Origin of the sequence: Streptomyces sp. F63, assembly GCF_018070345.1 — a bacterium.
Taxonomy (GTDB): domain Bacteria; phylum Actinomycetota; class Actinomycetes; order Streptomycetales; family Streptomycetaceae; genus Streptomyces.
In genome coordinates this window covers 1-14,095 of record NZ_JAGPXX010000035.1, presented here as the reverse complement: position 1 = coordinate 14,095, position 14,095 = coordinate 1, and the positions used below count along the sequence as shown (strand labels likewise).

Annotated in this window: 12 protein-coding genes; 6 read left to right on the top strand and 6 right to left on the bottom strand. The window is 68.9% G+C overall.

All coding sequences use genetic code 11. The features are described 5' to 3' along the window. Positions 1-16 precede the first annotated feature (16 nt). From KBZ10_RS25290 to KBZ10_RS25265, 6 genes are all read left to right on the top strand, one after another. The gene (locus KBZ10_RS25290; protein ID WP_210990041.1) at positions 17-1,003 is read left to right on the top strand and encodes a replication-relaxation family protein; all 987 of its coding nucleotides are present in this window, start codon (positions 17-19) and stop codon (positions 1,001-1,003) included. Then, positions 1,000-1,917 (top strand): bifunctional lytic transglycosylase/C40 family peptidase, encoded by a 918-nt coding sequence (locus KBZ10_RS25285; protein WP_210990040.1) that lies wholly within the window; start codon positions 1,000-1,002, stop codon positions 1,915-1,917. The genes KBZ10_RS25290 and KBZ10_RS25285 overlap by 4 nt, the downstream gene beginning before the upstream one ends. Then, complete coding sequence (locus tag KBZ10_RS25280; RefSeq protein ID WP_210990039.1) at positions 1,914-2,801, top strand: extensin; 888 nt, start codon at positions 1,914-1,916, stop codon at positions 2,799-2,801. The genes KBZ10_RS25285 and KBZ10_RS25280 overlap by 4 nt, the downstream gene beginning before the upstream one ends. A gap of 371 nt (positions 2,802-3,172) precedes the next feature. Further along, positions 3,173-4,045 (top strand): hypothetical protein, encoded by an 873-nt coding sequence (locus tag KBZ10_RS25275; protein ID WP_210990038.1) that lies wholly within the window; start codon positions 3,173-3,175, stop codon positions 4,043-4,045. A 961-nt stretch (positions 4,046-5,006) separates the two neighbouring features. Further along, positions 5,007-5,615 (top strand): maleylpyruvate isomerase N-terminal domain-containing protein, encoded by a 609-nt coding sequence (locus KBZ10_RS25270; protein WP_247702974.1) that lies wholly within the window; start codon positions 5,007-5,009, stop codon positions 5,613-5,615. Between the two features lie 74 nt (positions 5,616-5,689). Beyond that, positions 5,690-6,349, top strand: coding sequence for an HAD family phosphatase (locus KBZ10_RS25265; protein ID WP_210990037.1), 660 nt, complete (start codon positions 5,690-5,692; stop codon positions 6,347-6,349). 283 nt (positions 6,350-6,632) lie between these two features. On the opposite strand, the gene tyrS is transcribed toward KBZ10_RS25265, so the two are convergent. The 6 genes from tyrS to KBZ10_RS25235 form a co-directional block, all read right to left on the bottom strand. Continuing rightward, positions 6,633-7,901: a tyrosine--tRNA ligase gene (gene tyrS, locus KBZ10_RS25260; RefSeq protein ID WP_210990036.1), complete on the bottom strand. Its 1,269-nt coding sequence runs from the start codon at positions 7,899-7,901 to the stop codon at positions 6,633-6,635. Positions 7,902-8,014: 113 nt separating this feature from the next. Then, positions 8,015-9,181 (bottom strand): glycosyltransferase family 4 protein, encoded by a 1,167-nt coding sequence (locus KBZ10_RS25255; RefSeq protein ID WP_210990035.1) that lies wholly within the window; start codon positions 9,179-9,181, stop codon positions 8,015-8,017. Between the two features lie 4 nt (positions 9,182-9,185). Next, a complete protein-coding gene (locus tag KBZ10_RS25250; RefSeq protein WP_210990034.1) occupies positions 9,186-10,139 on the bottom strand; it encodes a phosphotransferase family protein in 954 nt (317 codons plus the stop codon). Continuing rightward, the gene (locus KBZ10_RS25245) at positions 10,136-11,197 is read right to left on the bottom strand and encodes a glycosyltransferase family 9 protein (RefSeq protein ID WP_210990033.1); all 1,062 of its coding nucleotides are present in this window, start codon (positions 11,195-11,197) and stop codon (positions 10,136-10,138) included. Before KBZ10_RS25245 ends, KBZ10_RS25250 begins: the two co-directional genes overlap by 4 nt. Continuing rightward, positions 11,194-12,645, bottom strand: a complete 1,452-nt coding sequence (locus KBZ10_RS25240) for a pyridoxal-dependent decarboxylase (protein WP_210990032.1) — start codon at positions 12,643-12,645, stop codon at positions 11,194-11,196. The genes KBZ10_RS25245 and KBZ10_RS25240 overlap by 4 nt, the downstream gene beginning before the upstream one ends. A 270-nt stretch (positions 12,646-12,915) precedes the next feature. Continuing rightward, on the bottom strand, positions 12,916-13,518 hold the full coding sequence (locus KBZ10_RS25235) for a DUF4254 domain-containing protein (protein ID WP_210990031.1): 603 nt from the start codon (positions 13,516-13,518) through the stop codon (positions 12,916-12,918). Between the last annotated feature and the right edge of the window lie 577 nt (positions 13,519-14,095).

Below are 14,095 nucleotides of genomic sequence, written 5' to 3'. Positions count from 1 at the left end.
CCGGTGGTGATCCGCCATGCCCGCACTCCCCCGCCCCGCCCACGGCCCCGGCTCCCGCTACACCGCCCGTGCCGCCACCACCCGCCACCGTCCCGTCCGCCCCGAGGACGTCGCCGCACTCGCCCGCCGCCTCACCGACCGCGACCTGTGGCTCGCCCGGATGCTCCACGAGCACCGGGTGTTCACCACCCACCAGATCGCCCGCCTCGCCTACACCTCACTCCGCTCGGCCCAGCGCCGCCTGCGCACCCTGCACCAGCACGCCGTCCTCGACTCCTTCCGCCCCCTCACCCAGTACGGCTCGGCCCCCGAGCACTACACCCTCGGCCCCACCGGAGCCGCCCTCCTCGCCGCCCACGCCGGAGTCGACACCACCGCCCTGGGATGGCGCCCCTCCCACACCGGCCGCATCGCCTACTCGCCCTCCCTCGGCCACGACCTGGGCGTCAACGAACTCCTCTCCCACCTCGCCGCCCGGGCCCGCACCACCCCAGGAGCCGACCTGCCCCTGTGGCTGTCGGAAAGCTCCTGCGCCCGCCGCTGGAGCGACATCATCCGCCCGGACGCCTACGCCCACTGGCAGGACGACGGCCTGCTGCTGCCGTTCTTCCTCGAATACGACACCGGCAGCCAGACCCTGCCCCGCGTCGAGGCCAAGCTCACCGGCTATGCCGCCTTCACCACCGCGACCGGCGGCCGCCCCGCCCTGCTCATCCACACCCGCACGGCCTCCCGCGACCAGGCCCTGCGCCACCGCCTGGCCCGTCCCGCCGCCGAACTGGGCCTGCACGTGGCCACCTCCTCCGCGGACTTCACCACCACCAGCCCTTGGGGCCCCTGGTGGACACCACTCCAGCCCGGCGGCCAACGCACCACCCTCACCGGCCTCGCCGCCCACTGGCCCGGCCTCACCCCGGCCGGCGGCCTGGAACCGAGCGACGCCGACACACCCCTGACGCTCCCCGTGCCCCCACTGCCGCCCACCCTAGAGATCGGGCCGTGAGTTCGGCGTTTGCCAAGACGGCAGGCGGCATCGGCTGCGCGGTCGTGGCCCTGCCGCTGCTCGTCGTCGTGGCCGTTGCCGCGCTGCTCGGCGGTCCGCCTCCAAGTCAGCGCGCCCTTGCCGATATCCCCTCGGCCATGCTCGCCCTCTACCGGCGTGCGGAGCCCGAGTGCCCGGGCCTGTCCTGGACCGTCCTGGCCGCGATCGGGAAGGTCGAGACCGACCACGGACGGCACCCCACCATGGTGTCCTCCGCGGGCGCCGTCGGCCCGATGCAGTTCCTGCCGTCCACCTTCGCCGCGTACGCGCAGCCGGTCCCGCCCGGCGGGAGAAAGCCGCCCACGCCCTGGGACCCGGTCGACGCCGTGTACGCCGCGGCCAGGCTGCTGTGCGCCCATGGCGCCCGCCACGGCAAGAACCTTCCCCGGGCGATCTGGCACTACAACCACAGCGACGCCTACGTGCGGCAAGTCCTCAAGATCGCGGACGGGTACGCGGCGGCCGAACCCGCCGCCCCAGGCCGCGCCGCCGCCAAGGTGATCGCCTTCGCCCGCGCCCAGCTCGGCACCCCCTATGTATGGGGCGGCGACGGACCGGCCGAGGGCGGCTTCGACTGCTCCGGGCTGACCCAGGCCGCCTACCGCGCCGCCGGCATCACCATCCCCCGCGTCGCCCAAGCCCAGTACGACCACGGCCCCCGCCTGCCCAAGGGCGCTCGGCCGGCACCGGGCGACCTGCTGTTCTTCGGCCCCAGCCCGAGCAACATCACCCACGTCTCCATCTACATCGGAAGCGGCCGGGCCATCGACGCCCCGCGCCCCGGCATGGTCATCCGCGAAGGCCCCGCACGCACCAGCAGCCCGACCTTCCAAGGAGCGACCAGGCCCGCAGCAACAGGCGGTGATACCCGATGAAGCAGGTCGCCACCCGCGAAGCCATCGGCCTGCTGCGGTCCATGACCTGGGTGCTGTCCGCGGTGGCGATCCTCGCCCTGGTCTTCACCACCGTCAACGTCACCCGCTTCGCCACCAGCCGCGGCGTCCCCCTGCCCATCGCCATCCTCCTCGACCCCATGATCGGCACCGCCCTGGCCGGCGTCCTCTACGTGGACGCCCGACTCGCCTCCTGGGGCATCCGTCCGCCCACCTGGTCGACCGCGCTGCGCTGGGGCGCCGGATGCACCGCCGCCCTCATGAACTCCTGGGAAAGCCTGTGGCCGGACGGCCAGATCGGCTGGCCCCGACAAGCCGACCCGGCGGCCGTGCTGCTCCATCTGACCCCGGCCCTGCTCCTGATCGCCCTGACCGAGACGATCGCCGCATACCGACGGACCGTCACCGCCCTTCTCAGCCGGATCGGCTCCCCCGACCCAGCCGCTCCCTCCCCTCCGCCCGCCTCGCCCACAGCCACCGCCGACCGATCGGTCCAAGACCCCACCGATCCGGACACCACCGACCCAGATCGGGCGAGTGCGGATCACCGGGAGGGCAGATCCGACTGCTCCACGCCCCAAGCCGACCACCCGGTCACCAGCGGCACAAAGAACCTCCCGCCCCACACGGGCGACCACGCCGCCGACAACCCGGACCTGGCATCCCAGCCCCAGCCCGACGATGACAGGGCCGGAAAAGCCGACGTGTGGCCGTTCGCGGTAGCCCTGGACAACGCAGCCCGCGCCGCCACCGGAAAACCCGTGAGCATCTGGCGACTTCGCACCGATCTGCGCATCGGTCCGCAACGCGCCCGACAGATCCGCGAACAACTGCTCACCCGCCACCCACCGGACCCGGCCGACTGACCGGCCGGGTCCGAACACCTCCGCGCGCCGGAACCCGATCGGCACCCGCACGCCCCCGGCTCCGGACCGCCGCTCACCGATCGGTCCACCGATCCCCAAAAGGCAGACGACCGGCGGAAGTAACGCTCTCTCACCAGCGCGGATCCGCTGACCGACCCACTTGCTTGACTTCCTGCCGGAGGCGAGCGTCCATGGTCGCGGCCGACGGATCGAGCGGATCGGCGAAGCCCCATGAAGCCGCTCGCACCCATCGCCATGCCGCCCGGGAGAAACGCGATGCGCACGCGCCCGGCGGCCCCCGCGGCCCACACACCGAGGGCCACCCCCGGCCGGGGACCTCACCCATCACACTGCACGAAACGAGGTTCCCCATGTCTGACACCACCCCCGACGGCACCAAGCAGACGCAGCACCCGGCCCCGAAGCCCGCTTCCCTCGCAGGGCTCACGGGCGCACCCGCAGCCGTCTACACCGCGTTGGTCGGCCACCCCGACGGTGCCACGGTCACGGAACTCGCCCTCTCCGCCGATGTGGGCCGCTCCACCACCGGAAAGGCGCTCACCCTCCTCGAGAAGCAGGGCTTGGCCGTACGTACCCCCGGCGGCCACGAGGGAGCCCGCCGCATCCCCGACCGCTGGCGCCCCGCCCCCGAGCGTGAGGCCGCCCCAGGCGAAGGCACCAACGACGCCCCTGCCGAAGCTCAGCCCGAGCCGTCGGCCGACCCGGCCCCACAGCCGGGCCCGCTGCCCGAAGAGGGCAACAGCCCTGACGCGGAAACCACCGCAAACACCCCCTCCGCACCGGAAGGCATCGTCCCGGACGGCTCCACGGTGTTCCCGGTCAGCTCTCAGCAGAGCGCACCTCAGCCCGACCCCGAGGCCGGTGACGGCGATGACAACCACGTCGAGAATCCGCGCGACGAAGACAGCGACAGCCCCAAGCAGGAGGAATCGCAGCCTCCGCACGGGACCACCGGGCAGAGGCCGACACCGCCGGGAATGGCGACACCGTACTCGGCGAATGGAAAGAAGCGTCTCGCGCCGGGCGGCCTGCGTCAGATGGTCATCGACCACCTGACAGCACATCCCGGCGAGGCATTCACCGCCACCAAGATCAGCCGCCAGATCGAGAAGTCCTCGGGTGCCATCGCCAACGCGCTCGTCACGCTCGCTGAACAGGGCGTAGCGGAACAGGTGAGCGAGAAGCCGCGCACCTACCGCCTGGCGGCTTCGGACGACAAGTAGCCACGGAACCATTGGGTGGGCCCTTCCTCCTGAGGGCCCACCCCAATCTCGGCCCGGACATCAAGGGGTAACTCTCCGAGTCCGGTGTCCCTCGCCGTTCGAGGGAACTGGTCGATGAGCCCCGGCGCTTCGAGCACCACGCCGATCCCGAAGCCAAAGCGGCTGGCATTTCCGTTGAGGAAGCCGTGTCTGGCTGGACGAGTAGACGTTCCGGCCACCGACCCTCACGGCGTGACTCGCAGTACCTCGTAAGATCCAAGCCCAGCAGTACGCCGCGCGCTACCGTAACGGCCGCGGGCAGCGCCTTCCAGGGTCAGGGACTTACGCGGTCGCCCACCCAGCGCGTGTGCTGACAGGCCATTCGCTGACTGCCTTTGAACTTCACGCACAGCTTGGTGTTCGTCCCCGTCATTAGCGACGACCACTTGTAACTCAGAGTCCTCCCTACGCGGGTCGCCCTGCCAGTGCTGTCCAGTTTTCCGTTCCAGTAAAGACTCACGGGACGGGACTTCACTCTCTTCGGCGGATTGACCCAGAACCCGATCACCGTGTTGTAGTCGTTACGTCCTTCCAGGCGGATGCAAATCTGCGGCCCGGAGAAATGATGCGTGCACGCGCTACTGTCCGCCGCCGCTGACTCGGCCGTCGAGACCACGAAGAGTACGGCCAACACCGGCGCCAAGACCCTGTTTCTCCACATACCTCTCCAACGCTTGCCTCAGGCTGGTGAGATACGCCTCCGGGGGGCCGAATCACTCTGGCAGACGAATTAGGGCATCTTCAGACAGCGCGCCGGCTGTCAGAGGCTCGGCGCGGTGGTTACGCAGAAGGGCCTCGAAGCGCACGACCGACACCTTGGTGACGCTGAAGTGATCCGTGCCGCGGGCCCAGATGGCCAGCGGCCTGTGAAATCGACACCAGCCCAGCCCACCGTCACAACACGGACCGCGAGGAGCTCTGCATGGACCATCAAGACGTCGACGCCGCCGTAGCAGAGATGCTGCGGGTGCTCGGCCCCCAGACCTCCGAGGACTGGACGGTGCCGGCGGGGCCGCTCGAATGGACCTGCTGGCAAACAGCAGCCCACGTCGGCCACGACCTGCTGGCCTACGCAGGGCAGCTGGCAGCACAGCCCACCGACGCCTACCTTCCCATCGACCTGAACGTTCGCCCCACTGCCTCGCCGGCCGACGTACTCCAGGCCGTCACCGCCTGCGGCGGACTGCTCAGCAGCGCCCTGGCCACAGCCAACTCCACCCTGAGGGCCTGGCACTGGGGTCCGTGCGACCCCGAAGGGTTCGCCGCGATGAGCGTCGCCGAAGCCCTGCTGCATACCCACGACATCACGCGGGGACTGTCCGTGACCTGGCTGCCGCCAGCAGCTGAGCGCAGCAGTACTCACCCGGCTCTTCCCCGCCGCCCCGCCCGGGGACCCCACCCGGGTACTCCTCTGGTGCACCGGCCGCGGAGAACCTCGACGGCCTCCCTCGCCGAACCTCATGGAGGTGGGAAGCAGCACGACCGGACTGATCAAGCTGACCCCGGCGAACGTTCCCGGTCACAGTACTGACCAACGTTGGCGCCCTCGGAGAAGTCAACTCGCCTGCACCACGGGCCCATCGCCCCAGGTCTACACTCCGGGTCATGACGCGGTCCTCTGTCGAGCTGGTGATCTTCGATTGCGACGGCGTGCTGGTGGACAGCGAGCGGATATGCGTCAAGGTGGACGCGGTGATCATGGCCGACCTGGGATGCGCGTTCACCGAGGCAGAGATCATCGAAAGGTTCGTCGGATCGTCCACCGAGGCATATACGGCTGCCGTGGAGGAACGGCTCGGACGGACGCTGGAGAAGGACTGGCTGCGCCGGTACGAGCATCTGTACCGGGCGGCCCTTGACGCGGAGCTGACCGCCGTCGACGGCATCACGGAAGCCCTGAACGGTCTCGCCACACCCTCGTGCGTCGCATCGAACGGCGATCACGCCGACATGAGGCGAAACCTCGAAATCGTCGCGCTGCACGACCACTTCGCAGGACGGATCTTCAGCGCGTCCGACGTCCCCCGCGGCAAGCCCGCCCCCGACCTCTTCTTGCACGCCGCTCGCTCCATGGGCGTGGAGCCCGGGCGGTGCGCGGTGATCGAGGACAGCGCCTACGGGGTTGAGGCCGCTCGCGCCGCTGGCATGCGGGCCTTCGGCTACTGCGGCGGTCTCACGCCACCTTCACGGCTGGAAGGACCGGGCACCACCCTGTTCGACGACATGCGTGACCTTCCGGAACTGCTGGCCGCCGCTGCCCACTGATCTCTCCCCGCAGAGCTTGACCCGCTGCCTCCGGGAAGACGTGTCCGCCGGGCAGGGCCAGCGGCTCAAACTCGGCGGCGCCTTGGGCTGCAAGCCGTACGCGGCATGCACCCCAGTTGGTCTCCTGCGGTAGACCACATGACGCTCGGGCCAGCCGTTGTCGTTACGACCGGCCCGAGCGCTGACACTGACGATCTTGCTGCCGCGTGGTTGCCGAAGCCCGTTTCCATGCGCCGGGATGACTCCGCCCGGCCACACCCGGGCCCGTCTTTCCGGACCTGCGTCAGGCTCCGGTGACTTCGATCGCCGCCAGGTTCTTCTTGCCACGGCGCAGCACCAGCCAGCGTCCGTGCAGCAGCTGGTCAGCGGTGGCCACCGCGTCCTCGGCGGTGACCTTCGCGTTGTTCACGTAGGCACCGCCCTCCTTCACGGTGCGGCGGGCGGCCGACTTGCTGGCCACCAGGCCGACCTCCGCGAACAGGTCGGTGACCTGCCCGAGTTCGCTCACCTTGGCGTGGGGGAGCTCGGAGACCGCGGCGGCCAGCGTCGCCTCGTCGAGGTCGGCGAGTTCACCCTGTCCGAACAGTGCTTTCGACGCGGCGATCACGGCGGCGCACTGGTCGGCGCCGTGCACCAGCGTGGTGAGCTCCTCGGCGAGGGCCCGCTGGGCGGTGCGGGCCTGCGGGCGTTCCTCGGTCGTCTTCTCCAGCTCCTCCAGTTCCTCGCGGGACTTGAAGGAGAGGATGCGCATGTACCGCGAGATGTCCCGGTCGTCGGTGTTCAGCCAGAACTGGTAGAACGCGTACGGCGTGGTCATCTCGGGGTCGAGCCAAAGAGTGCCGGTCTCCGACTTGCCGAACTTGGTGCCGTCCGCCTTCGTCATCAGCGGCGTCGCCAGCGCGTGCACCTCGGCGTCCGGCTCCAGGCGGTGGATCAGGTCCAGGCCGGCCGTGAGGTTGCCCCACTGGTCGCTGCCGCCCGTCTGGAGGGTGCAGCCGTAGCGCCGGTACAGCTCGCGGAAGTCCATGGCCTGGAGCAGCTGGTAGCTGAACTCGGTGTAGCTGATGCCCTGGTCGGACGCCAGCCGCTGGGCGACCGAGTCCTTGGTGAGCATCTTGTTCACCCGGAAGTGCTTGCCGATGTCCCGCAGGAACTCGATCACGGACAGACCCGCGGTCCAGTCCATGTTGTTGACCATGGTGGCCGCGTTGTCGCCCTCGAAGGAGAGGTACGGCTCGATCTGCGCGCGCAGCCGGGTCACCCACTGGGCGATGGTCTCCGGGTCGTTCAGGGTGCGCTCGGCGGTCGGCCGGGGGTCTCCGATGTGGCCGGTGGCTCCGCCCACGAGCGCGAGCGGGCGGTGTCCGGCCTGCTGGAGCCGGCGGAGGGTGAGGACCTGCACCAGGTGTCCGACGTGCAGGCTGGCCGCGGTCGGGTCGAAGCCGCAATAGAAGGTGACGGGACCGTTCGCGAGAGCCTTGCTCAATGCGTCCTCGTCGGTGGACTGGGCAATGAGCCCGCGCCACCTGAACTCGTCGACGATGGCCGTCACGGTCCCGTGTCTCCTTGGGTTGTGTGTCAGTCTGGCGGCCAGTGTAGTGCTCCGGCCGTTTTCTCTGTGTTCTTGCTGGTCAGCAGCTTGCCTGGGGCGGCCCTCAGAGCGCCCTACGCCCGGACCGTCCCGCTTTGGGATCTTTCGAACCATGTGTCGAGCAGTCGGCTGATGACAGCTTCGCTGTGTCGCCGGTAGTCACGCACGAAATCTCTGCCGTTGGCCACGAGCCGGGTCCTGAGCGCGGCGTCGTGATCGATCGCGTCGATGGTCCGGCTGAATGCCTGTGCGGCCCGGTTGATGTCGCTCGGAGAAACGATGGGGTACAGCACATTGCCCTCGAGTTCGTAGCCGGAGATCGGTGGCGGGGGGACGAACATCGCGGCGTCGCCGAGTTCAGGCAGGCTGCCTATGCGGTGGGCGACGACGGGCGCTCCCGCCTCCATCGCCTCCAGCGCGATGCGGGGAAGGCCTTCCGGGCCGAGGGAAGGCACCAGAAGAACCCTGGTGCGGTGGTAGATCGTGGCCGGGTCCGGGGCGAAGGGGAGCACGTGGACCTTCGGTGAGGGCGGGACATACTGCGGCACGTCGGGCCAGGTCTCCACGACGAGGTAGGCGTCGCCGGGGCGCTGGCGCACGAGCGCGTCCCAGACACGTCGGCCCTTGATCGGATGGTGGTTGATCAAGGTCAGGAACCGGCCCTCCGCGCCCCGGGGCTCCGGGCTGGCTGGACGCTCGGGCAGGAGGTTGGGGAGCACCTGCGCCGGCACGCCGGTCTGGCGTTGGAAGGCGTCGGCGATGGTCTGGCTGACGGCGTGCACGCTGGTGGTCTGCCGTATCAAGTCGTAGTAGCGCCGGATCTCGTCGGCAGGATGGTCCTGGCCGGTGGGGTACAGCTGGTCGGTGACGAGCACGACTACACGCGGACCACTGGCGAGGCTTTCCTCCAGCACGGCGAGATGTGCTGCGGTGAGGCGAACCGCGCACGAGTTGAGCAGGACCACATCGGGATCCAGATCGCTCAGAAGATCTCGGAGAGCACGCCGGTAGGTGTTCGCTGACGCCGGGGCACCGATGAGCGCTTCGTGGACGGTGCAGCCCTGGACTGTCCGGGTCCGGCGTGTGATTCCAGGGTTCCCGCTCTGGGCGATACAGGCGAGGGCGGCCGGTCGTCCTCGGGCGGTGACGTGTCGCAGTATCTCGCGGACCTGCAGGAACAGGCCGTTGGTGAAGCCCTCGCGGGTGAAGTCGTCGATACTCACGAAGACGGTGCCGGCCATGGCGTTACTCCTTGTGGGCAGCGGCGGCGGCGAAGGTGTCGAGCAGGGTCCGGAGCCGGGTGGCGATCCCGCTGTCGGCCGCGGGTGGCCCGGTGACGCTGAGAGGGCTGGGCGCGAGCATTTTGAGGCATGCGATCGCCGAGTAGAGGTCGAAGACACGCTGCCGCATCAGGCCGGCGCACAGGGGCGCGGCTACCTGTTCAATGCAGTCCGCCTCTGGCCCGCGGGCCAGAAGGCCCGCGCGGGCGACACCGAGCGGGTACAGAGCGTCACCGAATCCGAGCTCGTCCAGGTCGACGATCGCCGTCACTCTTCCGGCGTCCACCAGCACGTTCTGATGGGTGGCGTCGATCAGGTAGGGCAACGGGGGAATGCGGTCGAACTCGGGGCGCAGTTCGCGGATGGTTCTGCGGATGGCTGCGACGGCCGGCCTCTGCCGCTGTGCGGGTGTCAGCTGGTCGGCGGCTCCGGTGAAGTACTCCCAGAGCACATCCGACCAGCGGGGGTGGCAGCGAAGGTCGTTGTAGTCGGCGATGCCGCCGTATCCGGGGCCGGGCGGAAGACGGTGTACGCGGCGCTGGATATCGAGCAGGTCGTCGGCGACGCTGCGCTTCTCCGCATCTGTCAGGTCGGCGTAGACGTTGCAGAGATCCTCCCCGGGGACGCGCTCCAGGAGCAAGATCGGCCAGGGCAGTACTGTCCCGGTCAGGTCCATGGCGAGCACGCGGGGAACAGGCACTCCTGCCTGATCGAGCCGGCGCCGCCAGTACGCGAACCCCGTGAAGCACTCGGCGCGGTCCTGCCGTGCTACGCGTGCGATCACGGACCGTCCGGACGCCAGGTACACGGTGAAGACGAAGTGACTGCGGCCCATCGGGATGCGGTGCGCGGCCACGGCCTCTTCGTGCAGACATCGGCCGACCGCGCGGGTGACCTCCTGCTCTGTCGGAGGCTTCATGGCAGGAGGAGTTCCGCTGCCGCGAGCGGGATGACGCTCAGGCCGGCGTAGTTCCGGAAGAACGACCAGGTCGTCTCGAAGTCGTCGGTGCTGAGGATCAGTCCGGGCACGCCGAGACAGCCCGCGAGATGCCCCAGGCCGCTGTCACAGCCCACGAAGAGGCGACAGGACAGCAGGCGGGTGACCATCTCGGGAAGGTCGGCCCGTACGTAGGTCAGGTCCTGGCCGAGGTAGTCCTGGGTGTCGGGGCCGCCGAGAACCCGTACCTCGCCGTGTGCCGCGACCCGGCTCAGAAGCCGCCGAGCGGTGTCCCGCGGCAGCGGGGTGCTGGACCGCGCGTCGAACTGGCAGTAGACCACCGCCTCCCTGTCCCCTGGCACCGGTGCCTGGCGAAGGGGTAGGGGAGGAACTCGGTGGCGGGCCCGCCCTCCGAAAGCGTCGGTGGCGGCGTGGTTGAACCGGTCGAGCCACGGGAGGCTCCATGAAGACCGCGCGAAGACCGCGTCGCCACTGATCGTTTCACCGGGGGAAGAGACATACCGCACCCGTTCGCACGCGAACACCTCGACGACTTCGGCGAGAGCACGCGAACCGGTCACGCCGACCGACGCCACGGCGTTGTCCCGGCAGTAGTGCTCCAAGCCGGTGACGATGCCCAGCGCATCGCCGAGACGGTTGTGCCGGACGAACCGCAGGACGGATCCCTCGGGGAGCGTCGACAGCGGCGTCCCACCCCCCGACGGAGCCCTTGCCGCATCGGCGAGCTGGTCGCTCAGACAACGCAGCCCGCGCTGGCCGCAGCGCCAGATTTGTGGAGCCTCCGCGATATCCACCGCGGGCTTTCGGTGGGCATCGACGAAACGCACCTCGTCGAAGCCGAACTCCTTGATCAGTTCACCGATCGCCGACGGCCCGCTCACCTCGACCTGCGACAACCCGTGCCTGCGGGCATAAGAGGCCAGGCCGGCCGCCAGCTCGACACAGTCACGGACAGGGAGGTCGGCGGCGGCGAAGCGCGTCGGTAGTTCTTCTCGGCCGCTGGTCGATGGCCGGTTCACCGTGCCTCCCCGGAGACATCTGCGGGCGGACGCACCGCATCGAACTGCCGCTTGCCCTTGAGCAGGCGCATGATCAGTTCTCCGGCGTGAGAGTCGGAGAAGTGCGGATTGAGGGAGTACACCCGCACCGCCACGACCGGCTCGCCGCTCGGCGTGTAGAACGCCGCCGAGGTCTTGCTCACCGCGATCTGCTCCGCCTCCGGCACGCGCTGACGGGACAGCCATGTGAAGAAGTCGGAGACGTACTGGTTGATCCGGCGCACCGAGCCGGTGTCGCTGAAGTCCTCGCCGGTGGCGGCCGGGTCGTCCGGCGGGTAGCAGCGCAGGAACACATCCGGGCCGTACGCGTGCTCGTTGATGACTGTCATGTCGCGAGTCGCGAAGGCATCGACGTGGCGCCGGAGGGCTTCGGCCATCTCCAGGGCGTGACCGAGCAGTCGCCGCATCCCCTGCTTGCCCAGAGCCTGCAGGCCGATCCAGGTCGCGACCATGTTCGCCGCGGACCTCGATGTCTCCAGTGTGAAGGTCCCCGGGTTGTAGGCGTCCTTGTCGTGGAACAGCGGGGTCATGACTCCCCCGTCGCGGCGCAGCCGCGAGAAGTCACGGCCGTCTCGCATAACGATCATGCTGGAGGTGTACGGCGCGAAACCGGTCTTGTGGAAGTCGGTTCCGAATGAGTCGGCGTGCCGTACCGTCTTCAGGCGCTCAACGAGCCGTGCGAGCTTGGCCACCACGGGCGGGCTGAATCCGAGCGCGTTACGCGACAGGTCGTAGTCGACGAAGCAGAGGTAGGCCCAGCCGACGACCGTGTCCGCATGCACATGGGGCGTGTAGTCCAGCTCGTAATCGGTGACCAGCCGGTCCCGCATCGCGGTGATCTCGGCGAAGTCGTCGACAGCCATGTTGGAGGTCGTCCCACCTGCACCCATGATGCAGGCGAGTCGGTGTCCGCGTGCCAGCACGTCGCGACAGGCCCCTTCCATCGACTCCAGGTCGGTGGTCTGGTCGGGCAGCGACGCGGCGGATAAGTAGTTCCGGGTACCGATCCCGAGCCACGCACACGCGGTCTTCTGCGAGTAGTGCGCCGGCCAGGAACCCACGACGGCGACACCGGGCTCGATTCCCCGCTCGGCGTGGTCGGGCTGCGCCTTGGAGAGACCGACGTTGATCGCGTACAGGTTGGTCGCGGTGCCGCCGAACGTGAACAGTCCCCCTGCCTGCCCCGGGTCGTAGCCCACCAGCCGCGCCATCGCCCGTGCGCAGGACAGCTCGGCGGAAAGCGTCTCGGCGGCGTCCTCTCCGGTGACGCCGTTCGGCATGAACAGCGACACCGCGCACAGCGCCGCCAGGTTGGCGAACGACGGTGGCGGAACGATGTTCTTGGCGAACATGTGGTGATGCACCTTGACCGACCCGGCCAGCCACCAACGCAGTTGGCTGAGAGCCATCTCCGGTGCGACAGGGGCCTCCGGCAGGTATCCGCCGGCAACCGGTGAGCGCCCGTCCTCCTGCTCTGCTCGCGGATAAACGGGCCCGGCACCCTGATGACTCAGTGCCTCTTCGATGGCGCTGCGGACGAGTCCGACGAGCGCATCGGCGTTGCCACCGTCGGGGCGCAGGAACAGGCTGTCGCGCCAGTGCGCGAACCCGTCCCCGTCGCTGAAGGCGTCAGTGGGCATCGCAGACCTCAGCGTCTCCGTGGAGCAACGCGACCGCGCTCACCGTCCGCCGGGCTTCCCGTAGAGCTTCATACGCTCTGGCCGGGGCGTGCGCCGCCGACCGGACACAAGGTCTTCGCAGGCGACGGCGATGGACCACACAAGATCGTCGCGCTGGCGGCGCAGGATCGCGACGCGTTCCACCGCGCTGTTGTCATCGCCGACCAGCCGCTCGGTGTGAACGATCCGAAGCGTCAGTACCGAGAGCCGGTCGAGCGCTGAGCCGATGGACTCTGTAAGAGGCGGCACGTCATGGTTCACGGGCCACGCAGTACCAAGGAGTCGATCAACCTGCTCGATGAGTTTGTGGCGAAGGCTGTTGAGTTCGTCGATCTTCCGCTTGATGGCTGGAATCTCTCCATCACCGGCTCGCCGCACCCGGTCTTCGGCGCCCCACTGCCGACTATTGACCGCATGCAGCCTGTCGAGCTGCTTCCACAACTCCGGCGAGCACGGGAACGGCATCCCGGCAAGAGCGTCCTCACACCACCCACGCTGCCCGTCCATCACGTCCGAGCCGGGTTCTTCATCGGGTAGCACGGTACGCACACATCGCCCGAGATCATCCGTATCGAGGAGGAGGCGAGCGGGCGTCTCGGTCATCAGTGGTGATCCCCTTCGGTGCCCCGTCAGGACAAGCTGTGCCCAAGGCTGAAGCTCAGCCGTGGGCGCGAGCAGGGGCGGCCAAGAGGGGCGTGCCGTCGCTCCAAGTCGTCCTCGGGGCATGCCACTCAGCGACCGGAGTGGTATGACGACATCCGCTTCCAAGTCCGCGCCCTGCTGCGCAAGTTGATCTCCTGGCACGCTAACAGCTCAGAGGGAACAGATGGCCGACTTGGCACATCCCGTTCGCCGACAGAGCGGTCCTGGTGGGCTCCAGGGCAGCGGCGCAGCCTGTGGCGTCCGATAGCTGATTTCCCGAGGTCAGAGCACGAAGGGAGCGCTCTTCTGCCGGCGAGGCCGTGGTCGCACGCTGCACGAGCGCGGAACGGAGCGGCGAGCCCGGCCAGTTCCCTTGTGGCGGCCCACACACGGCGGAGCGCCGCTCGCTTAAGAGGTCGTTCTCTATCCGCTCGGGTGGTCGATCGGGCTTCGAACAGGGCGCTGGATCGGGTGACTTGGCGGCTGGTGGGGCATAGAGGAAGGGCCTCTTGGTAGCTCGCGGTTGTCGAATCCAGCG

What these genes read in the sequence shown, in the direction of transcription:
- KBZ10_RS25270 (WP_247702974.1), top strand. Translation starts at nt 5,007, where the DNA reads ATGGACCATCAAGACGTCGACGCCGCCGTAGCAGAGATGCTGCGGGTG.
- KBZ10_RS25240 (WP_210990032.1), bottom strand. Translation starts at nt 12,645, where the DNA reads ATGGCTCTCAGCCAACTGCGTTGGTGGCTGGCCGGGTCGGTCAAGGTG.
- KBZ10_RS25280 (WP_210990039.1), top strand. Translation starts at nt 1,914, where the DNA reads ATGAAGCAGGTCGCCACCCGCGAAGCCATCGGCCTGCTGCGGTCCATG.
- KBZ10_RS25255 (WP_210990035.1), bottom strand. Translation starts at nt 9,181, where the DNA reads ATGGCCGGCACCGTCTTCGTGAGTATCGACGACTTCACCCGCGAGGGC.
- KBZ10_RS25290 (WP_210990041.1), top strand. Translation starts at nt 17, where the DNA reads ATGCCCGCACTCCCCCGCCCCGCCCACGGCCCCGGCTCCCGCTACACC.
- KBZ10_RS25250 (WP_210990034.1), bottom strand. Translation starts at nt 10,139, where the DNA reads ATGAAGCCTCCGACAGAGCAGGAGGTCACCCGCGCGGTCGGCCGATGT.
- KBZ10_RS25265 (WP_210990037.1), top strand. Translation starts at nt 5,690, where the DNA reads ATGACGCGGTCCTCTGTCGAGCTGGTGATCTTCGATTGCGACGGCGTG.
- KBZ10_RS25235 (WP_210990031.1), bottom strand. Translation starts at nt 13,518, where the DNA reads ATGACCGAGACGCCCGCTCGCCTCCTCCTCGATACGGATGATCTCGGG.
- KBZ10_RS25275 (WP_210990038.1), top strand. Translation starts at nt 3,173, where the DNA reads ATGTCTGACACCACCCCCGACGGCACCAAGCAGACGCAGCACCCGGCC.